Source organism: Anabaena sp. CCY 0017 (assembly GCF_963920885.1).
Lineage (GTDB): Bacteria > Cyanobacteriota > Cyanobacteriia > Cyanobacteriales > Nostocaceae > Nodularia.
In genome coordinates this window covers 295,842-317,803 of record NZ_CAWUDG010000001.1, presented here as the reverse complement: position 1 = coordinate 317,803, position 21,962 = coordinate 295,842, and the positions used below count along the sequence as shown (strand labels likewise).

General features: G+C 41.3%; 17 protein-coding genes and 1 tRNA gene. 9 read left to right on the top strand and 9 right to left on the bottom strand.

Annotation, left to right across the window (positions count from 1 at the left end; all coding sequences use genetic code 11):
• Positions 1 to 57: 57 nt before the first annotated feature.
• Entirely contained in the window at positions 58 to 2,073 is a 2,016-nt protein-coding gene (speA, locus tag ACM0OW_RS01390) for a biosynthetic arginine decarboxylase (protein WP_414548243.1), read from the bottom strand.
• A gap of 215 nt (positions 2,074 to 2,288) precedes the next feature.
• Between speA and ndk the strand changes: the two genes are divergently transcribed.
• Entirely contained in the window at positions 2,289 to 2,738 is a 450-nt protein-coding gene (gene ndk, locus ACM0OW_RS01385; RefSeq protein ID WP_414548242.1) for a nucleoside-diphosphate kinase, read from the top strand.
• A 77-nt stretch (positions 2,739 to 2,815) separates the two neighbouring features.
• Here the strand turns inward: ndk and ACM0OW_RS01380 are convergent, their stop codons facing one another.
• From ACM0OW_RS01380 to ACM0OW_RS01360, 5 genes are all read right to left on the bottom strand, one after another.
• Positions 2,816 to 3,538, bottom strand: coding sequence for a TerC family protein (locus ACM0OW_RS01380; RefSeq protein ID WP_414548241.1), 723 nt, complete (start codon positions 3,536 to 3,538; stop codon positions 2,816 to 2,818).
• A 248-nt stretch (positions 3,539 to 3,786) separates the two neighbouring features.
• On the bottom strand, positions 3,787 to 5,583 hold the full coding sequence (locus tag ACM0OW_RS01375) for a tetratricopeptide repeat protein (RefSeq protein WP_414548240.1): 1,797 nt from the start codon (positions 5,581 to 5,583) through the stop codon (positions 3,787 to 3,789).
• A complete protein-coding gene (locus ACM0OW_RS01370) occupies positions 5,580 to 6,863 on the bottom strand; it encodes an ATP-binding protein (protein WP_414548239.1) in 1,284 nt (427 codons plus the stop codon). The genes ACM0OW_RS01375 and ACM0OW_RS01370 overlap by 4 nt, the downstream gene beginning before the upstream one ends.
• A gap of 264 nt (positions 6,864 to 7,127) precedes the next feature.
• Positions 7,128 to 7,571, bottom strand: coding sequence for a hypothetical protein (locus tag ACM0OW_RS01365; RefSeq protein WP_414548428.1), 444 nt, complete (start codon positions 7,569 to 7,571; stop codon positions 7,128 to 7,130).
• A 71-nt stretch (positions 7,572 to 7,642) separates the two neighbouring features.
• Positions 7,643 to 8,335 carry a hypothetical protein gene (locus ACM0OW_RS01360; RefSeq protein WP_414548427.1) on the bottom strand — a complete coding sequence of 231 codons (693 nt, stop codon included), beginning with the start codon at positions 8,333 to 8,335 and terminating at the stop codon, positions 7,643 to 7,645.
• 280 nt (positions 8,336 to 8,615) lie between these two features.
• Between ACM0OW_RS01360 and acs the strand changes: the two genes are divergently transcribed.
• Entirely contained in the window at positions 8,616 to 10,586 is a 1,971-nt protein-coding gene (gene acs, locus ACM0OW_RS01355; protein WP_414548238.1) for an acetate--CoA ligase, read from the top strand.
• Positions 10,587 to 10,780: 194 nt separating this feature from the next.
• Positions 10,781 to 11,446, top strand: coding sequence for a tetratricopeptide repeat protein (locus ACM0OW_RS01350; RefSeq protein ID WP_414548237.1), 666 nt, complete (start codon positions 10,781 to 10,783; stop codon positions 11,444 to 11,446).
• Between the two features lie 72 nt (positions 11,447 to 11,518).
• On the opposite strand, the gene ACM0OW_RS01345 is transcribed toward ACM0OW_RS01350, so the two are convergent.
• From ACM0OW_RS01345 to ACM0OW_RS01335, 3 genes are all read right to left on the bottom strand, one after another.
• Positions 11,519 to 12,805, bottom strand: coding sequence for an MFS transporter (locus tag ACM0OW_RS01345; RefSeq protein ID WP_414548236.1), 1,287 nt, complete (start codon positions 12,803 to 12,805; stop codon positions 11,519 to 11,521).
• Between the two features lie 152 nt (positions 12,806 to 12,957).
• Positions 12,958 to 13,092, bottom strand: a complete 135-nt coding sequence (locus ACM0OW_RS01340; protein WP_414548235.1) for a hypothetical protein — start codon at positions 13,090 to 13,092, stop codon at positions 12,958 to 12,960.
• 610 nt (positions 13,093 to 13,702) lie between these two features.
• Positions 13,703 to 13,774, bottom strand: a tRNA-Thr gene (locus ACM0OW_RS01335).
• A 325-nt stretch (positions 13,775 to 14,099) separates the two neighbouring features.
• On the opposite strand from ACM0OW_RS01335, the gene argF reads away from it, so the two are divergent.
• The 6 genes from argF to ACM0OW_RS01305 all read left to right on the top strand — a co-directional run bounded on the left by argF (position 14,100) and on the right by ACM0OW_RS01305 (position 21,941).
• Positions 14,100 to 15,020 carry an ornithine carbamoyltransferase gene (gene argF, locus ACM0OW_RS01330; RefSeq protein WP_414548426.1) on the top strand — a complete coding sequence of 307 codons (921 nt, stop codon included), beginning with the start codon at positions 14,100 to 14,102 and terminating at the stop codon, positions 15,018 to 15,020.
• 131 nt (positions 15,021 to 15,151) lie between these two features.
• Entirely contained in the window at positions 15,152 to 15,754 is a 603-nt protein-coding gene (gene lexA, locus ACM0OW_RS01325) for a transcriptional repressor LexA (protein ID WP_414548234.1), read from the top strand.
• Positions 15,755 to 15,861: 107 nt separating this feature from the next.
• A complete protein-coding gene (locus tag ACM0OW_RS01320) occupies positions 15,862 to 17,337 on the top strand; it encodes a DNA phosphorothioation system restriction enzyme (protein ID WP_414548233.1) in 1,476 nt (491 codons plus the stop codon).
• A 369-nt stretch (positions 17,338 to 17,706) separates the two neighbouring features.
• Positions 17,707 to 17,880 carry a hypothetical protein gene (locus ACM0OW_RS01315; RefSeq protein ID WP_006195413.1) on the top strand — a complete coding sequence of 58 codons (174 nt, stop codon included), beginning with the start codon at positions 17,707 to 17,709 and terminating at the stop codon, positions 17,878 to 17,880.
• Positions 17,877 to 19,949 (top strand): AAA family ATPase, encoded by a 2,073-nt coding sequence (locus tag ACM0OW_RS01310; RefSeq protein WP_414548232.1) that lies wholly within the window; start codon positions 17,877 to 17,879, stop codon positions 19,947 to 19,949. The genes ACM0OW_RS01315 and ACM0OW_RS01310 overlap by 4 nt, the downstream gene beginning before the upstream one ends.
• A gap of 96 nt (positions 19,950 to 20,045) precedes the next feature.
• Positions 20,046 to 21,941: a DUF3370 family protein gene (locus ACM0OW_RS01305; protein ID WP_414548231.1), complete on the top strand. Its 1,896-nt coding sequence runs from the start codon at positions 20,046 to 20,048 to the stop codon at positions 21,939 to 21,941.
• Positions 21,942 to 21,962: the final 21 nt, after the last annotated feature.

Genomic DNA, 21,962 nt, shown 5'->3' with positions numbered 1-21,962 from the left:
TGCACCCTGCACCCTGCACCCCTGCTTCTTCCCCCCTGCACCCTGCCTCTTCTCCCTCTAGCTATTCAGATAAGTATATCTCCCTAAACTCTGCTCGTAGGTTTGTAGCAATCGCTGAGATTCAGCTAGGGTGATGTGTTTTTCTTCTAAGGCTTTTTCACAACGCTGACGGATACTTTCGACCATATCTTCAGAGTCATACTGCACATAGCTGACAACTTCGCTCATGGTGTCACCCTTAACGATGTGTTGGATTTGGTAGCCTTTGGGTGTTAACTGGATATGAACTGCGTTGGTATTCCCAAACAAGTTGTGCAAATTGCCCATGATTTCTTGATAGGCTCCATTGAGGAACATCCCCAGATAATAGGGTTCTCCTGGCTTGAAGGTATGCAGTTCTAAAACTGATTTGACATCGCGGAGGTCAATAAAGCGGTCGATTTTGCCATCACTATCACAGGTGAGGTCTGCTAATATTCCTCTGCGTATAGGTTCTTCGTCTAGTCTGTGTATGGGCATAATGGGAAATAGTTGATCTATTGCCCAACAATCTGGTGCTGATTGAAACACTGACAAATTAATGTAATAAATGGAAGCCATGATTTTTTCTAGGTCTTCCAATTCATCAGGTACGTATTCTTGCTGTCTGGTGATATTGAGGATTTTCTGACAGCAAGCCCAGTAAAGTCTCTCGGCTTTGGCTCGTTCTTCGAGGCGCAGGATTCCTAAGTTGAAGCGGCTGATGGCTTCTTCTTTAAATTGGGCTGCGTCGTGGTAAAATTCTTGGTAATTATCTTGATTGATGGATTGGTAAGTTTCCCACAAGTATTTGATTACGGGTGATTCTTCTTCTTGTGGGGGTTCTGGTAAATCTAGGGGTACATCGCTGGTGCTGAGAACATCAAAAATTAGTACAGACTGATGGGAGGCGATCGCTCTTCCACTTTCACTAATCAGTGTTGGTACGGGAATCTGTCTCTCTGCACAGGTATCTTTTAACTCTGCCACGATGTCGTTAGCATAGTTTTGCATATTGTAGTTTTTTGAGGCGTAGAAGTTGGTTTGGGAACCGTCATAATCTACACCCAAACCGCCGCCAACATCGAGGTATTTCATATCTGCCCCCAACATGGCTAACTCTACATAAATGCGGCTGGCTTCTTGAATGGCATCTTTAATCACATTGATGGCTGAGATTTGGGAGCCAATATGGAAGTGCATCAATTGCAAACAATCGAGCAAATTAGCTTCGCGGAGTTTGTTCACAGCCCCCATGATTTCGGGAATTGTCAAACCAAACTTAGCGCGATCGCCTGTGGATGTTCCCCAGCGTCCCATTCCTTGGGTACTTAATTTGGCGCGAACTCCGACAATGGGTTTAATACCTAACTGACGGTGTGCCGCAATTACCAAATCGACTTCCTCAACCTGTTCTATGACGATGATTGAGGTTTGCCCTAGTCTTTGGGCTAACATTGCCGTTTCGATGTATTCCCGGTCTTTGTAGCCGTTGCAAATTAGCAATGCTCCCGGTGTATCCAACAAAGCTAGAGCAATCATTAATTCCGGCTTAGAACCGGCTTCTAAGCCAAATTGATGCGGTTTGCCAAATTTGACTAAATCTTCGATTAAATGGCGTTCTTGGTTGCACTTGACAGGAAACACGCCACGATATACGCCTGGGTAATTATAGCGGGCGATCGCTTTGTTAAAACAAGCATTCAACCGCTCAATTCGGTCTTCCAAAATATCGGAGAAGCGAATTAACATCGGTAGTCCCAAGTTACGCTGCTTCAAGGCGTTAACTAATTCAAACAAGTCTAGCGAACCACCGCGATCGCCCTTGGGAGAAACTGTAATATGACCAGCAGCGTTAATGGAGAAATATGGCTCTCCCCAGCCTTCTATCCGGTATAAGGCTTCGCTATCCTCAATTTTCCAAGACCCAGGCAAAGCACCTGTAGTGTTACTAGGTGGTAGCAGCTTTTTTTGCTTGTGGTTTTTCAATTCCGATTTATGTCCATTGGAAGGCATGACTACCTCTTCAGATGTAGCAGTTGATTCAGCACCCATTTGTCGTGACCTCTGTTTTGCACCCACGAATTAACAATTTAACGCATTCAAGTTGCCACGGATATGCACTCAAAGATAATTTCTGAGATAAACTCTGATTGGTCAGTAGTCATTGGTCATTTGTCATTTGTCAATGGTGTGAAATCTCCAAGACAAGAAGCAAAGGATCAAAACTATGACTAGATAAAAAACGTATTAAGTTTTGGGAGATAGCTTTGGAACGCACATTTTTAGCAATTAAACCTGATGGTGTACAGCGTGGACTGGTAGCGGAAATTATCCGTCGCTATGAAACTAAAGGTTTTACTCTTGTGGGTTTGAAATTCATGAAAGTCAGCCGCGAGTTGGCTGAACAGCATTATGATGTTCACAAGGAACGACCATTTTTTCCTAGTTTAGTGGATTTCATCACCTCTGGCCCTGTCGTAGCGATGGTTTGGGAAGGTGATGGTGTTGTGGCTTCTGCGCGCAAAATTATTGGTGCTACTAACCCTTTAACGGCAGAACCTGGAACCATTCGGGGCGATTTTGGCACTAGCATTGGCCGCAACCTGATCCACGGTTCTGATGCTTTGGAAACTGCACAGAGAGAAATAGCTTTGTGGTTTAAAGAGGAAGAATTGGTTAGTTGGCAACCACATTTAACGCCTTGGTTGCAAGAATAATTTAAGCGATCAATCTAAGACGCGATGAATCGCGTCTCTACAAGGGGGTGGGGTACTTCACGTCCCTCACCTTACCCTTATTTGGACATCTCACTTTTCTCTGGTTCTACTGCGGGTACTTCAATATCATTACGCACAGAGAATCCCCAAACTAGGATTATCGCGATCGCCGAAATTACGACCCATTCTGGTGGAACTAAGTTTTCGTTGATGACTCTCATTAACAGACGCAAACCGACAAACGCCACGGTGATATAGCCGGCATCTTCGAGGTTTTTAAATTCGTCTAACCACCGGATAAACAATCCGGTCATAAATCGCAGGGTGATGATGCCAATTGTTGCACCAGTCAGGACTAGCCACTTTTCTTGAGAAACCGCGATCGCAGTTGTCACGCTATCCAAGGAAAATGCTAAATCTGTAAAGGCAATTACAGGGATGGCTTGCAACAAAGAGTTAAACCGGGGGCCGTGATGATGGTCGTCTTTGGCTTCTTCTGAGGTAAAGTGTTGGAATACCAACCACAACAGATAGCCAGCACCTAATAACTCAAATTGCCAGTATTTTTGTATCCAAGTGGCAGTGAGAATCAGACTAATTCGCAGCACATAAGCAACGACTAAACCGAAGTTGAGAGCTTTTCGTTCGAGTTCCTTGTCTTCTAATCCTTGGGCGATCGCAGCGAGGGCGATCGCGTTGTCAGCAGATAGCACCGCCTCTAATAAAACCAGGATTAGCAGCACTATCGGGGCTTCTACGCTGAAATGAAAGTGAAGATAATCAAAAATTTGGTCTAGCATTCCGGGTTTCTCAAGCAAGAAAAATAAAAATTATCTGAAAAGTGCAACCAAATGCTACTCTTATACAGCTTAACGTGTTGCTGCCCCATTCTCATGGGGAGGATATCCAGGCGATCGCTTTACGGTTAAGGATTTCTCAGTATTATTCAATACACCAAAAGTTTTAACATTTACTTTGCGGGTAAAAAGAAAAAAGATCCCCGACTTTTCCAAAAAGTCGGGGATCTGAGCCTCGCGATGCTTCCAAATCAAATATGATTGTTATCAAAGTTTTCAGACTGAGGACTATCACTCAAATTAGCCAGAAGATGTGCTAAATTTTTGCGAACAGTCACTGTAGTTGGATGATCATCACCTAACACCTGCTGACAAATTTCTAAAGCTTGGAGATACAGGGGTTCGCCTTGGTCATAGCGTCCTTGGGATTCGTAGAGTCCTGCTAAGTTGTTAAGGCTGGTGGCGACATGGAAATGATTGTCTCCCAATAGATGTTTTCTCAGTTCTAAAGCTTCTAAAAACAGGGTTTCGGCTTGGTCGTAGCGTCCTTGGGAGTCGTATAGATTTGCTAGGTTGTTAAGGCTGGTGGCGACTGAGGGATGATTCTCTCCCAGCAGGCGTTTGCTTAGTTCTAAAGCCTGGAAATACAGGGGTTCAGCTTCGTCGTAGCGTCCTTGGGAGTCATAGAGATTTGCTAGGTTGTTGAGGCTGGTGGCGACTGAGGGATGATTGTCTCCCAGCAGGCGTTTAAACAGTTCTAAGGCTCGCAGTAAAAGGGGTTCGGCTTGGTCGTACCTTCCTTGTGATTCGTAGAGATTTGCTAGGTTGTTGAGGCTGGTGGCGACTGAGGGATGATTGTCTCCCAGCAGGCGTTTGCTTAGTTCTAAAGCTTGGAGATATAGGGTTTCGGCTTGGTCGTAGCGTCCTTGGGATTCGTAGAGATATGCCAGGTTGTTGAGGCTGGTGGCGACTGAGGGATGATTGTCTCCCAGCAGGCGTTTTCTAAGTTCTAAAGCTTGGAGAAACAGGGGTTCGGCTTGGTCATAGCGTCCTTGAGAATCGTAGAGATATGCCAGGTTGCTGAGGCTGGAGGCGACATCGGGATGATTGTCTCCCAGTAGGCGTTTACAGAGTTCTAAAGCTTGGAGATACAGGGGTTCAGCTTGGTCGTACCGTCCTTGGGAAAAGTAGAGATTTGCCAAGTTGTTGAGGCTGGTTGCTAAATCGATTTCTAAACCCAATTCGGTTTGCAAATTAATCGCTTGCGAATAATATTTAATTGCTAGATTCTCTTCTTGTTGATAATCTAGTGCTTCTCCTTTATCTAGTCGTCGGTTATAAATATTTCCTAATTGCGAATATAAACTAATTAGTAATTTTGGATCTTGGTGATTATCTTGCTTTTCTAACTGCTCAACTAATCTTTCTAAATCGGCAATTGGTAATCCCGAATATTTACTATCATCTAAATTTGACAACTCACCATTTTCTAATATATTCCTAATTTGTTCAAAGTCTTGAACATGAACAATATTTTTAGGCTTGCAGATAAAATGAAATACTCCATTGCGCCAACTCCAAAAATCTGGGGCTTTTTTAATTAAGTTAACTAAAACCTGATTCGTTACCCACAGCACAATTGCAAAAGGAAATTCTCTGAGTGCTTCCCTTGTCCATTGCAAGTAACCAAAAAACTTTTCTTGTTCAGATTGTGACTCGCCTAGCCTCAAAAAATAAAGTTGTTCTACACCAGTCACTGTAATTACTGCGGGTTGATGTTGCTGTAAATATTCTTCGCTTTCAACTAATTGCTGAATTGCAGCTTTTAAACTGGGTTCATTTCGTGCTAAAGTAACATGATAGCAACGAATATCTGGTTGTAATTCCGCTTGATAACGAGAAATAATTTCTTGACGATAATTTTCATAATCGCAAACTGCAATTAATAAATTTAACCGTCCCACACCAGCTTCAATGGAAACAATTAAATCATCGTAAGCGTCTTGATTTTGCTCATCCAGATTATTTGATGCTGGATTTGTCATCATATCAAACCCTCATCGCGCAACAATTCCACTACTATGGGATGTACGTCATACCAGTTTTTACTATTGCGATATTCCAGAACGTACAAACCATGTAATAAATCGAGAAATTCTTGTTCTTTGGGGTCTTCGGGTTTAAAGTTTTGATAAGTATTTTGCAAAATTTTATATTCTGCACTACCTAATGGTAAAGAAAAGTCGTTGCGAATTTTATTAATTGCTTGGTCTAAAATATCTGCATTAATCACCACAGTTTCGTCTGGTTGGCGACGAATTAACCGCAAACAAATTCGGCAACATTCGTTAGCAATCCGAATTAATTCCCGCAGGACACCACCACTATTTATAGCGATATTTTTGGCTATTTGCGGTTCAATTAACTCTGAGGGAATACGTTTTTGTAGAATTTTACAGAGAATATCAAATGTTTCTTGACGTGGTTGTGCATCTGGCTGGCGACTATCACCTTTAGCAAATAATTTTAAAACAGGCATAACCACAACTTGGTCATTTGTTTCATTTTCAATAATTGGCTTGAGTGCAGTTTCTCGCAGTGCCGCAATCGGAATTGTGTAGATAATCCGAAACCCTGGTAAACACAGGGCTTTAATGTTATCCTTATAAATATGATTAACAACACTCAAATCAAGTTTATCTAAATCATCGATAATCACTAAGACATCTTTTTTATATGCTGCTTGAATCGATGCAGCGATAATATTTAACTGAGCAACTAATTCAGATATTTTGCGTTCAAATTCCTGTTTAATTTCGTAGCGAATTGTCGAATCTACTTTTAATTTAGTGCTAAGTACTTTTAATATACTGTTGTCGCTAGTTGCTTCAGCTTGAATGCTATTTGCTTCAGTCCGGGTGCGGGTAGTAAACCAATTCTCTAAAGCATCTTTTGTAGATTGAGGGATATTTACTTGACGTGCTTCTGCCTCTAGCATTAAATTAAGACCGATAGCAAACAGAATATTGATGTGATTTACATCAGACATTTCGATAGTTTCGGCAATGGAGAAAAACACCACAAAGTATCTATCGTGAATATTGCGGCTAAATTCCGCCAGCAAAGTTGATTTACCACAACCACGATGTCCCGTAAAAATTATTTTGCCATCACTGCTAGGGCTATCTTCCACTAACTGTTCTAATTCATCAATAGTATTCCCACCATAATCAACCCGGAAATCTCTCAAATCTTTCTCCTGGGACAAAGGAAGCAATTCTAAGTTGCGGTAGGCTTCTTGAAAGGACTTTAACAAATCTTTAGACATAGACATACAGCTTGTAAAATGGCTATCTATTCATATCATGGCGGTAAACGTCGTAAAAATAGTAAATTGATAAATTTATTGTAGAACTCATATAGATTCCTATTCCTGCTCCCTCTCCTTACTAAGGAGAGGGTTGGGGTGAGGTTTCATGAAGTTCACTCACAAAATGAGATGCTTCCTTCTTCCTCTGCGTCCTTGGCGTACTTGGCGGTTCGTTAAAAAAAATAGAGAGGACTGAAGTCCTCACTACGAAACTTTAACTATTTACTCAGAAAACTCTGCCAATTTTTCCAACAGACTCTCTGCTAAATTCAATAATTCCCCATTATTTAAATCAACATTGTCCTCACCAGCTAACAGATTTCTCACCAAACATAACCTGTCACGACTTTCGCCAATTCGCCAACATACTTCTAAATTTACAGCTAAATCAAACAAAGAACGCTCTCCTAAATTTTGCCTGATTCGGATAGCTACATCATCACTACTAACTAAAAACTCCTTAATAGCATCTAATAACTTATTACCTAAAATTTCATCATCACCCCAAGTCTCTAACCAATTACTATCTGCATCCTCAACATAAAAATGAACATAATCTACCCCGTAAGTTAGCCAGTCATGCTGCATTCGGCGGGCGGTTGTCAAAGCTTGAGCAAATTCTTCCACAGAAGTTTCGTAGCTGTGAGTTTGTTGTCGGTTAGCCATAAAAGCTGTGATTAGCTGATGAGTATGTAGGGTAAAAACACAAATCTTCAAGTATTGAACTGTTGACAGCATCAATCAAACTTCAAATACTTGCCACCAGAAAGATAGTCACTGTTGTGCAGTGCTACGTTGACTAACTGCTTAATGAAATTGGCATCTTTGGGATTGTAACTTAAAAATATTCCTCTCTCGATTTCCCATGAATGGAGTGTGTTTTGCCAAAAATGATACTTTTGATGATTAAACTCTTCCGATACACTGGTAACTTGAATACATAGTGGTTTGTGCTGACGACTACTAACAATTAAATCCGTTGCCATAGACAGGTCGGCAATATAACGCTTCCACACACTACCTTCACGCTGCACAATATCTTGGGCTATTGCTTTAATGATATCATCATCTTCCTGATTAAATTCCCCAGCCATGAGTTTTTGTTTCCAAATGTAAAATTTGGAGTCATTAGCATTTATCCATCTGGGAAAAAGACAGCCATACCAATATTTCTCATTTGGGGTCATCTGCTCGAACTTAGCTTTTTGTTCTGCTTCAGAAGATGATGATTTAATCATCAGCCAAATGGTAGAGTCTGTGATGACTTCTAGGAGAAAGGCGAGGACAAATGGTTTCGCAGTCAAGGAACCTGGCCTAGTATTTTTTACCCACCGATTAATTTCATCTAATTTTTTCGACAAGTTAGGGTCTATCGAGGAAGCTTGCTCGATAAGGTGTTTTAACTGATCCTTAATCTCTTGTGCTTGCAAACGATGCCCTACTTTCAATAACTAACGCTTTGGTGAATACTTTATAACTAAATGCAGTGGTAAATGTCTTGTAAAAAAACAATGCACCATAGACTGTATATTCTATTCTATCCTGGGCAGGATATCAGAATTTTGGGCTAATTGCCATACCAAAACAGTTGGGTGTGGAATTACTTATGCCTAAAATACTGTATCTCTTAATGAAATTCAAAGCAATCCTGCATAAATTTCAGTACAAGATAGTTATCAGTCACAACGCTATTACAGACAAAGGTTAGTTATGTCTCAGCCAACGATAGAATCAATCCTACAAGAGAAGCGCTCATTCCCTCCTAGCAGCGAATTTGCCCAAAACGCCCAAATCAAAAGTTTGGCAGAATATCAACAATTATACGCCAAGGCTAAAGCTAATCCGCCGCAATTTTGGGCAGAATTAGCCGAAACCGAATTAGATTGGTTCCAAAAATGGGACACGGTGCTAGATTGGCAACCACCGTTTGCTAAGTGGTTTGGCGGTGGTAAAATTAACATTTCTTATAATTGTCTGGATCGACACCTGACTACTTGGCGCAAAAATAAAGCGGCGCTGATTTGGGAAGGAGAACCAGGCGATTCGCGTACACTAACTTATGCTCAATTACATCGGGAAGTGTGCCAGTTTGCCAATGTGCTGAAGCAATTGGGGGCGAAAAAAGGCGATCGCATTGGGATATATATGCCAATGATTCCCGAAGCGGCGATCGCGATGTTAGCCTGTGCGAGAATTGGCGCACCCCACAGCGTCGTATTTGGTGGTTTCAGTGCCGAAGCTTTGCGCGATCGCCTCAACGATGCCGAAGCTAAAATAGTGATTACTGCTGATGGTGGTTGGCGTAAAGATGCGATCGTTCCTCTCAAAGCAGAAGTAGATAAAGCCTTAGCAGATCACGCTGTCCCTTCCATTACAGATGTGCTAGTAGTTAAACGCACCTGTCAAGAAACACACATGGAACCAGGGCGTGACCATTGGTGGCATGATTTACAAAAAGGCGTATCAGCCGATTGTCCGGCGGAACCGATGGACAGCGAAGATATGCTATTTGTTCTCTACACTTCTGGTAGCACCGGCAAACCAAAGGGTGTTGTGCATACCACTGCTGGTTATAACTTGTATAGCCATATCACCACCAAATGGATCTTTGACCTGCAAGAGACAGATGTATACTGGTGTACTGCCGATGTCGGTTGGATTACTGGACACAGCTACATCGTTTACGGACCCCTTTCCAATGGTGCAACGACTTTAATGTACGAAGGTGCGCCCCGTGCGTCTAATCCTGGCTGCTTTTGGGATGTAATTGAGAAATATGGGGTAAATATCTTTTATACCGCACCTACGGCAATTCGGGCATTTATCAAGATGGGTGAACACCATCCCAAATCCCGTAATTTATCTTCCTTGCGCTTGTTAGGAACAGTCGGTGAACCAATTAACCCAGAAGCCTGGATGTGGTATCACAAAATAATTGGTGGTGAACGCTGTCCCATTGTGGATACTTGGTGGCAAACAGAAACCGGCGGTATTATGATTACACCACTACCCGGAGCCATTGCCACCAAACCAGGTTCAGCAACTCTGCCCTTCCCTGGTATTCTTGCAGATATCGTCGATTTAGAAGGTAATACCGTCCCTAACAACGAAGGTGGTTATTTAGCAGTGCGTTATCCCTGGCCGGGGATGATGCGGACAGTTTATAATGACCCAGAACGCTTCCGTCGCACTTATTGGGAACATATCCCCCCCAAAGATGGTAACTATATCTACTTTGCTGGTGATGGTGCGAGACAAGATGAAGATGGCTATTTCTGGGTAATGGGTCGGGTTGATGATGTCTTGAATGTCTCAGGACACCGCTTGGGAACAATGGAAGTCGAATCAGCGTTAGTTTCTCATCCAGCTGTGGCGGAAGCTGCGGTAGTGGGTAAGCCAGATGAAATTAAGGGTGAGGAGGTTGTAGCTTTTGTGACTTTAGAGGGAACATATCAAGCTAGTGAGGAACTGAGTAAGGAACTCAAGCAGCACGTTGTTAAAGAAATTGGGGCGATCGCTCGTCCGGGAGAAATTCGCTTTACGGATGCTTTGCCCAAAACGCGATCGGGTAAAATTATGCGGCGCTTGTTGCGGAATTTAGCATCCGGTCAAGAGATATCTGGTGATACTTCTACTTTAGAAGATCGCAGTGTTTTAGATAAATTGCGCGAAGGTGCTTAAATAACCTGCAAATCGATTTTTTTACCCCAGACCATCTTTAACTTGCGTCTAAGTCTCCCCTCTCCTTGCTTTAGCGTAGCGTCTCCCTTTGGGAGAAGGAGAGGGGTTGGGAGTGAGGTTCATCGGTGATTCTTCTTTCCTACTCCATATCTACTCATTTTGAACCTATAGAACATTATTGAGGTAAATAGCCCATGAAATCAGCATTTGTTCCTACCCTGAGCTACATAACGCTGAGTATCATCACTACAGTTGCTCTATCACCATTAGTATTAGCGCATCCTGGAAATTTGACTAATCAGTTGATTTCACAAGAACGTGTCAACAATAGAGTTGAAAAACTAGCTCAATTTGGCGGTTCACAACAAGAAGAGCGATCGCAACTCATACAACAAGCTAATGCTTTATCTAGTCAGGGCGATTTCACAGGTGCAGAAGAAAACCTCCGTAAATTAATCAAGAGATTCCCCAGACACGCCTTTGGACACTTTGAATTGGGGAATGTGTTGTTTCGACAAAACAAGGCAGAAGAGGCTATTAAGGCTTATCAAGAAGCCATTCGCCTCAATTCCAATTATGCTCTAGCTTACAACGGTATTGGTATTGTTTATGCTAGTCAAAGTCGTTGGGAAGAAGCTATTGCGGCTTATCAGAAAGCTTTAGAAATTAACCCTAAATATGCCGATGCTCTGGCTAATTCAGCCGTGGCACTTTTACAAACCAATCAACAAAATGAGGGAATAGCTGCTTTAGAACAAGCTTTAGATATCTTTAAATCACAAAGTAGAAATGAAAGAGTTTTTCAAATAGAGCAAATTTTGCAACGGTTAAAAACAGCCGATGAAACTGAAATTTCCTGAAATTCAGTTTCTAGAGGATTTTACTCTCAAATAGTCTGTATTCTGTCGATGGCTGTACACCTATAAAAATAGTTACTTGGAAGTATTTTTTATTAATACAATGCTTTTTTGCTCATAAAATGCACTGATAGCTTGTTTTAATACAGGGAGTTTTCTGTAAAACAATATAGACCCTAAAATACAAACTATTCCATTAATAATTAATGTATTGGGAGCGCCAATTTGATTGGCTAAGAAGCCACCTACTAGATTTCCTAACGGTAACATTCCTAAAAAGGACATTGTGTATAAGCTCATCAATCGCCCCCGTTTGTCATCTTCAACAATTGTTTGCAGAAATGTATTGCTAGCAGCGATTTGTAAAATTGTTCCCAAGCCAACAAACAGCATGATGAATAAGGAAAGTGATAAAAACCGAGATAAAGAAAAGGCAATAAGAGCAATTCCTAAAATTCCTGGTGCTAAGGCAATTAATTTACCAAGTCCGAGTATTGTTCTGCGTGTAGCTAGATAAATACCACCAAATGAGGCTCCAACCCCCGATGCAGTCATCAAAAATCCCAATGTTTCGGCACTACCTTTGAGGATGTCTTCTGCAAAAATTGTCAGCAGAATCGTGTATTGCAGTCCCATAAAACTGATTAAGGCTGATAATAATAATATGGCGCGAATTGCTGGAAAGCTAAAAGCATAAACAAACCCCTCTGCCACTTTTTGGAAAGGATTACCAATTGTTATTGCAATTTGTCTGGGTTTAATATTCATTGCCAATAAGGCAGTGATGACAGCAATATAGCTTAAACCATCAATTAAAAAACAATAAGCAGCACCAATACTGGCTATGAGTAAACCGCCAATAGCTGGGCCGATTAATTGTGCTGTATTAATCATAGTTGAATTCATGGCGATCGCATTGGCTAAATCTTCTCTCCGTTCCACTAATTCCGGCACAAATGCTTGTCGTGCGGGGGAATCCACTGAGTTAATCAATCCTTGAAATAAGCTTAAACCGATGATATGCCATACCTGAATCGTACCAGTTAGCGCTAGCACTGCTAAGGCTAAAGACTGAATCATCGAAAATATTTGTGTCCCAATTAAAGTCCGATATCGCGAAAAACGGTCTACAAAAACTCCCCCAAAAGGCGCAAGAAAAAAGCTAGGAATTTGACTAGAAAATCCCACAACTCCCAACATGACTGGGGAATTTGTTAAATAATACACTAGCCAAATTGTGGCAATATGTGTCATCCATGAACCAATCAAGGAAACGCCTTGTCCGGCAAAAAACAGACGATAGTTTCTTGACCTCAGCGCTGGTAATAGTGGCTGCTTTGGATTTGCGTCTGTATTAGCCATGCAATAGTTCCTATTTGAATCAACTAGGTGATACTTTATGCTGGGATTCTTAACGCCTGATTCATTGATTGAAAACCCTTATTAGTATCTGTATTCAGGCATTTTTTCATCCAGGGAATCAATAAATCAGCAAAATTTTCTCGGTGAATGAATTACACTCGATTTTTGTCTAATGGTTTAATCGTAAAAATATGCTCACCTATAAATAATCCAGGGATGGGAAGATTACCTCGCCAGCGCAGTTCTCGATTTGCCTCGGCTTCTAAGATAATAGGTTTAAACTTCATTCCTCCACTCTCTGAAGGCTGAATAAAAACTGTTAATTTTTGTCCTTTCTTAATCTCACCCTCAGCCTCCCTAATAAATGGGTTCCATTGGAGGTAACTCTCAAAATCGGTGATTATTGACGAAGAATTTGAATTTACGGCAGAATTAACGCCTGGTTTTAATCTCCCAACCCACTGTCAACTGCATACCATCCCCCCAATACCAGCCAAAATCTCTGAACTCTCCGCATTGAAAGCCACTATATTTCTACATTTGTTCATAAGCAGCAATAAAATCATCCCGTGAAATACCAGATTGAGTGCAGATACTTCTGAGGGTAGAACCTTTAATAAGTTTATAATTTGGCAAAGTTAAAAGAGTATTTGTGCCATCAGGATTCTGTCTAAATCATAGAAATATGTTCTTTTTCTCTGACTATTGAAAATCCCAAAACCTCAAGCACCTTAATTACTTTCGATTTAGGGGCATCAACAGGAAACTTTGCAATTATACATTTGCCTCTGCCACAAAAGCTTCTAGTATGAACGACATTAATTTGCTAAAACTCGACAGAATTAAATTGATTCTAAAAAACAGCTATTGCGACATATAATGTGCGAATTTATCCAAAGCCAGCAGTCGGATTTGAACCGACGACCTTCCGATTACAAGTCGGATGCACTACCACTGTGCTATGCTGGCGAGCATGGTTATTGCTTTCAAAGCGTTAACCGACTTCCTATTTTAGCATATATAATCTGGTTGTCTATAGTCAAGGGCAAAAAAAATATTTATTGATATCCTGACCGGGGAACCTATAGTTAACGGTGTGATGAAAGCGTAGTCAACCCGAAAATATTAGTGAATTTAATACTGGTAAAGTTGCTAAATTAATATCCATAGCAAAAACTAACTCAAATACTGGACTGGATGCAAAAATATGAGGTACAGCTTTAAAACTGTACTTTTTTTGACCCAGCTAGGTCAAGGAACAGAAATCGATGATTGTTCTTTACAAATCGGAAGCATGGCAGCGTTGATAGGACGAGATTTATTAAGTCTAGCGGACTTCAGTCCCCAGGAACTTCAAGAACTCCTGCAACTCGCAACTCAACTGAAATCACAAGAGTTGAAATTGCATTGCAATCAGGTGTTGGGTTTGTTGTTCTCTAAAGCTTCCACTCGCACGCGAGTCAGTTTTACAGTAGCAATGTACCAATTGGGTGGACAGGTAATTGATCTTAACCCTAATGTGACTCAAGTTAGTCGGGGCGAACCTTTACAGGATACCGCACGGGTATTAGACCGATATTTGGATGTTTTAGCAATTCGCACCTTTGCACAGCAAGATTTGGAAACTTTTGCTAGTTACGCCAAGATTCCTGTAATTAATGCACTGACTGATTTAGAACATCCTTGTCAGATTTTAGCTGATTTATTGACCATTCAAGAATGCTTTGGTGATATCTCTGGTCTAACTTTGACCTACGTTGGTGATGGCAATAATGTCGCTAACTCTCTGATGCTAGGGTGCGCTTTAGCAGGAATGAATGTGAGAGTTGCTACCCCTAAAGGGTATGAACCTGATTTGGGCATTGTAGAACAAGCACGAACCATCGCAGGTGATCAAACTGAAGTTATGCTGACTCATGACCCAGAATTAGCAGCCAAGGGTTCTGCTGTGCTTTATAGTGATGTTTGGGCAAGTATGGGGCAAGAAACCGAAGCTGATAATCGCTTGCCAATTTTCCAGCCTTACCAAATTTCCGAAGAGTTATTAAGTCTTGCAGACCCAGAGGCAATTGTTTTACACTGCTTACCAGCCCATCGTGGTGAAGAAATTACCGAAGCAGTTCTAGAAGGTTCTCAGTCGCGAGTTTGGGAACAAGCCGAAAATCGCTTACACGCCCAAAAAGCTTTACTGGCGGGTATTTTAGGCGCAGAGTAAAAATTTATCGGGCAGAAGTAAAGAGATTTGTCTTGCTTTTGCCTTTCATATTTTTACTTTTATCTTGTTATCTGGGATTTTTTGTAGTACTAATGTTCTAAAGACATTTGTATTTAATTCCCAATAAATTTATGGAACGTCTCACAGAAGCTCAACAAGAATTATACGATTGGTTGGTAGAATATATCAAAATTCATCAGTATTCTCCTTCTATTCGGCAAATGATGGAAGCAATGAAGCTGAAATCGCCTGCACCGATTCAAAGTCGTTTAGAGCATTTACGTACCAAAGGTTATATAGACTGGAATGAAGGTAAGGCGCGAACGATTCGGATTTTGCATCCTGTTAAACAAGGTATTCCAATTTTAGGCACAATTGCGGCTGGTGGTTTAATTGAACCTTTTACTGATGCTATAGACCATTTAGACTTTTCTAATATTTCTTTACCTCCCCAAAGCTACGGTTTACGGGTAGCTGGCGATAGCATGATTGAGGATTTAATTGCTGATGGCGATTTGGTATTTCTGCATCCAGTCTTAGAACCAGATCAGTTAAAAAATGGTACTATCGTCGCTGCGAGAGTTGATGGATACGGTACTACTTTAAAACGTTTTTATCGCCAAGGCGATCGCGTCACCCTCAAGCCTGCGAATTCTAAGTATCAGCCTATTGAGGTACTCGCTACACAAGTCCAGGTGCAGGGTTCTCTGGTGGGAGTTTGGCGCAATTATTGAATGGGTCGTCGGGGCGGGTTTAGAATATCCTCGTTCATGTTGAATGATGTCTGTAAACCCGTCCCCTACTGGGTATTGGGTAAAAGATTATAAATTTCTTATAACTAATGATTAATTATTTAGTACAGGAACGGTCTACTTTTAGGCTGAAAGTTCCATTTTTTCGGGAACGTCAGGGGAGTTATCAAACTCGTCAACCATTACCAGGATGTCCAATTTTGCCTGCATCTCTGCAATTACGTTCATATCAGCGACAGGCTATTACTAGCTGGTTTGCTAACAATGGTAGAGGGACGCTGAAAATGGCTACTGGTAGTGGTAAGACTATTACAGCTTTAGCGATCGCTTGTGAATTATACCAGCAAATTAACTTACAAGTGTTATTGGTGGTGTGTCCTTATCGTCATCTTGTCACCCAATGGGCGCGAGAATGTGAGAAGTTTAACTTACAGCCTATCTTAGCTTTCGAGAATTTACGCACTTGGCAAAGTCAACTCTCTACCCAACTGTATAATCTGCGTTCCGGTTCGCAAAACTTTGTCACGGTAATTACTACCAACTCGACATTAATTGGTGATGGTTTTCAGTCCCAACTTAAGTATTTTCCCCCCAAAACATTAATTATTGGTGATGAGGCGCATAATTTAGGCGCACCGAAGTTAGAGGAAAGTTTACCGCGTCGGGTAGGGTTGCGACTGGCTTTATCAGCGACACCAGAAAGGTATTTTGATGACTATGGGACGCAATCGTTATTTGATTACTTTGGTTCAGTGCTACAACCAGAGTTTAACTTAAAGGATGCGATCGCTCAAGGGGCTTTAGTACATTATTTGTATTATCCCATACTTGTAGAACTGACCGAGGTCGAAAGCATTGCTTATTTAAAGTTAACAAAAAAGATTGGGCGCGCTCTATTATATAGAGAACGAGAAAATGGCGCAGCCAGAAACTTTGAAGACAACGAAGACTTAAAACCCTTATTAATGCAACGCGCCAGATTAATTGGCACAGCAGAGAATAAATTAACCGCTTTGCGAGAATTAATGACAACTCGGCGAGAAAGCACCCACACATTATTTTATTGTAGCGATGGTTCCCAAGAAACCGGACAACGTTCGTCCTTGCGTCAACTCAAAGCCGTAGCCAAAATACTCGGTGTAGACTTAGGATATAGAGTCAGCACATACACAGCCCACACCTCCCTCAAAGAAAGAGAAACCTTACGCCGTCAATTTGAAAGTGGAGAATTACAGGGTTTAGTCGCAATTCGCTGTTTAGACGAAGGAGTGGATATACCAGCCATTCAAACAGCCGTAATTTTATCAAGTTCTGGAAACCCGCGCCAATTCATACAACGCCGGGGGAGAGTATTACGTCCTCACATTGGTAAAGAACGCGCCACCATATTCGATATGATAGTCTTACCACCAGACCTAGATAGAGAAACCATAGAAATAGAACGCAACCTATTAAAAAAAGAACTACGCCGCTTCGTAGAATTTGCCGACTTAGCCGATAACGCAGGCGAAGCTAGAATGAAACTACTCAACCTACAAAAACGTTACGGATTATTAGATATTTGATAATACTTCCTCTTCCTCCTCTTCCTTGGCGTTCTTCTCCCAAGGGGAGACGCTACGCGAATGCGCCTTGGCGGTTCGTTCCTCTTCAAAAAAAATTTGTAGTAAATAGCAGAAAGTGTGGGAGAATAATATTAAGGTTAATTATAATTGGATGTAGTTTGCTTTAAAAATTTACCTTATGCCCGATTATAAAGTAAATCCATCTTTAATCTACCACAACCAACACTCAAAATCAAGCATTCTTTTTTGCCCAATAAACTGCAAAAATTTCCGCAATACCTAAAACCGAGAGTAATAGTACCTTCACTGATGTAAATGCAGGACTTATAGCAGCTAAAATATAAAGAAAACCTATTGAAAAGCCGCCAAATGCTCCCAGACACAAATATTGAAGATGTGCAGGAACCAATTTCTAGTGCGTCGCCAGAAGTGCGACAGATTATTGAGCGAGTTTGGAAATTGGAAAAAGGCAGACTAGATAAAAAAATCAATAGCCATATTAACGAAGAGATATTAGATATTGTCAAGGAAGAAGTGCAATGAAGCTAACTTCAATTAAGCTGTGCAACTTTCGCTCCTTTTATGGTACAACCCCAGAAATACTGCTTGCTGTAGGAGATACCCTGAACACCACAATTATTCATGGTAATAACGGTTCTGGAAAAACCAGTTTACTCAATGCCTTCACTTGGGTATTATATGAAAAATTTAGTGCAGCTTTCGCCTCCGCCGAACAGCTAGTTAATAAACGTTCAATAGCTGAAGCCCAAAAAGGACAACCGGTAGAATGTTGGGTAGAAGTTGGCTGGGAACACGAAGGTAAACGCTACAAAGTTAAACGTTCCTGTCGGGTTTATAAAAATGACAGCGACTTTGAAGCTGGTAAAACCGAGTTACGGATGTGGGTAGGTGAAGATGATGGGAAATGGTATTTACCACCACAACAACCAGATGATATTATTAATCAAATTTTACCTGCAAGTTTACATCAATATTTTTTCTTTGACGGTGAACGCATAGAAGAAATCGTGCGTTCTGATAAAAAAGCTGAAATTGCGGAAGCTACTAAGATTTTCTTGGGTGTGGAAGTAATTAACCGTTCTATTAGACATTTAGGAGAGGCGAAAAAAACTTTAGAGAATGAGTTGAAAGCCATTGGTGATGCAGAAACTAAGAAACTGCTAAAACAGCAAGAACAGATAGAACAAGAAAGTGAACGCCTCACCAACCGCCAAACAGAAATTAAACAAGAGTTAGAATATCAACAAACGTTTAAAAAAGAGACAAGTAACCGTTTGTTAGAACTGGTTGCGGCTAAAGAATTACAAGACAGGTGGCAAAATTTAGAATTGCAGAAAGCCGAAAACCAGGAAGCATTCAAGAAAAATAAAGAAGCCCTGAAAAAAATAATTTCCTCACGGGGTTATACAGTTTTACTGGGGGAGACAACATCACAATTTCGGAAAATAATTGATGATTTAAAACAGCGAGGTGAGTTAACCTCTGGAATTTCGCGGGAATTTGTCAATGAATTATTAAAAACTCAACGCTGTATTTGTGGTGCAGACTTAAGCGCAGGTACTGATAATCATGAAAGTGTCCGAACTTGGCTAGATAAAGCTGGTTCTTCCGCCGTTGAAGAAACCGCTATTCGCATGGGTGTTCAAGTCGATGAAATTGATAAACAAGCTGCGGCTTTTTGGGAAGAAGTTGATAGAGAACAAGCCAGAATTAAGCAGTTAAGAGAAACCATATCCCAAGTTGAAGGTGAATTAGATAACCTTCAAGACAAACTGCGAAAAGATGCGAATGAAGAAATTAGCAGTTTACAAAAACGCTTAGATGAAATTTCCAGCAAAATTGATGAATTAAATCGAGAACAAGGTGCAAACCAGCAGAAAATTATTCAATTAAAAACAGAAATTGATGCTTTAGGTAAACAAATATCTAAGCAGAAACTGAATGAAGAAAGACAAATATTAGCACAGCGACGCATTAACGCGACTCAAGATGCAATTGAACGGTTAACCGAAGTTAAAAATCGGCAAGAAAAACAATTTCGTCTGCAACTAGAAAAACGAGTCCAGGAGATATTCAATCAGCTTTCAGTCAAACCATATATTCCCAAAATCAGCGAAAAATATGAATTAACCTTAGTAGAACATACTGCGGGAATAGAAGCACCAGTTGCAGCTTCCACAGGAGAAAATCAAATTCTCAGCTTATCCTTTATTGCCAGCATCATTGATAAAGTGAGAGAGTGGAGTCAAAAGCGCAAAATGATGATGCTTCCCGACAGTAGCACATTTCCTATTGTTATGGATTCCCCCTTTGGCAGCTTAGATGAAATGTCACGGAGACATATAGCGGGGACAATTCCCAAATTAGCTAACCAATTAATTGTCTTAGCCAGTAAAACTCAATGGCGAGGTGAAGTAGAAGCAGAAATGACAGAAAGAATAGGTAGAGAATACGTACTTACCTATTATTCCTCAAAACCAGATTGTGAACAAAATTATATCCAATTAGCAGGACAAAGATACCCCTTAGTCAAGCAAAGTCCCAACGAATTTGAATACACCGAAATCATCGAAGTAATTCGTAATTCGTAATTCGTAGTTCGTAATTCGTAATTCTTCTTCCTCTCTTCTTTGCGCCTTTGCGCCTAACGTACTTCGTACTTCGCTTCGCTGATGCGTGAAACAATCATGAACCAATATACCCTAGCAACACTCACCATTCTCCTAACCTTATCCCACACCCACACCCTCGCCTTCCTTGACACCCAAAACCACTGGGGAAAAGATTGTCTTCAAGAATTAGGAGAACGCAAACTAATTACAGGCTACCCCGACGGAAGTTTTCGCCCTAATGCAACCGTCACCCGCGCCGAAGCAGCTGTATTAATGTTAAATGCTTTCCCCGACGCACCAATACAGCGCCCAAGCATTATATTTAAAGATGTACCTCCCAATCATTGGGCAAATCAAGCCATCGCTAGAGCTTATCAAAAAGGATTCTTTGCTGGTTATCCAGGGCAAATTTTTCAACCAAATCAAGCAATTCCCAGGGCGCAAATTATCGGTGTGCTAGCTGGGGCGAAAAATTATAACTCTGTACCTAACCCAGCGCAAACATTACAACAGTATTTTGATGATGCGGCGCAAATTCCTAACTATGCTCAAAGTGCGATCGCTCAAGGGGCAATTAATAGTATTATTGTTAATTATCCTAACATTAAACAGCTAAAACCCCTGCAAAGTGCTACCAGGGGAGAAGTTGCCACTTTAATGTGTCGGGCGTTAAATATCTACAGTGTCCCCCCAGAATATATTGCCGGAATAGAAGTACATCCCCAAGAGGTGCGCCGTTTACCAGGAAAACTAAATCTTATTCCCACATTTAACAGTAATAGCCCCGAATTGGTGACAACTGATGGCATTTTACTATCAACGTTTCCCCCAGATGGGAAACAAACACCAGAAGCACATTTAAATTATCCCTTTCAAGGCAGATTTGATGTCTTCGCCCATCATATCGTCAGGGCAGAAACACCATCTCAAAGCCGCACGGTTTACCAAGGTATCATTGTCCATAATCCTGGAAATCAACCTGCAACATTGCAAGTATTACAAGCTGCTAGTTATCTTACTAGGGAATCACCGTTTATCAGTCTGCCAGATATGGTAGATAATCCCCAAAGTACAGTTTACTCTGGCCCTGGTAGTCGGACTATGAATGATGTGTTGCGGGGGGTGAGACAAGCTAATTTTCCAGAAAGATTGGTCATAGAACCAGGGAAAAGTCAGATTTTAGCAAATTTACCGATTTCAGTACAGTCTCCATCTTCTAGTGGTCGCAGTACGATGATCAGATTGGAGAGCGATCGCCCGCTTTATATGGCAAAATTATCTCAGAGTAGCAGTACTGCGCCCAGTTTAGCCCAGTGGCAAAGGCTTCTGGATACTGGCAGTTTAGCAGGAAAGCGCGATGCTATTCCTACGCCTCTCGACCCGCCCAGAGAACCAACAGTATTTAGTCGGGTGGCTGGTGTCTCCCAAGGGACGCAATGGCAAGCCCAAATAACAGATAATTCTAGTGTGTATGATTTGACGATACCGCAGCGAGGACAGGCGTTTTCTTATCCTTTGGCGACTATACATTTAGTTACTCTCAGTACTGGGCAAATTCAAAGTGCGCCGATGCTGAAACGTTATTCTGATACGGCTTATTATGCTCACAGTAACTATGGCATAGAATACAATCTCAGTTTGCCTTTACGTAATTCTAGCAGTCAAACCCGGACTGTAACTGTATCTATTCAAACTCCTGTGAAGGATGAAGGGGGAAGTGATAGGTTACTGTTTTTAAAGCCACGGGTGGAACAGGTATTTTTTCGGGGAACGGTGAGGGTGCGTTATCCCGATGATAATGGCGTGGAAAGAACCCGCTATGTGCATTTGGTACAGCGACGGGGACAAACTGGTGAACCTTTGCTGAGGTTGGAAATGCAAGGGGGAGAGAGGCGACAAGTTCAAGTGGATTTTTTGTATCCTCCTGATGCTACTCCACCGCAGGTTTTGACTGTGAGGACACAGGGGTGAATTTCTCACGCAGAGGCGCGG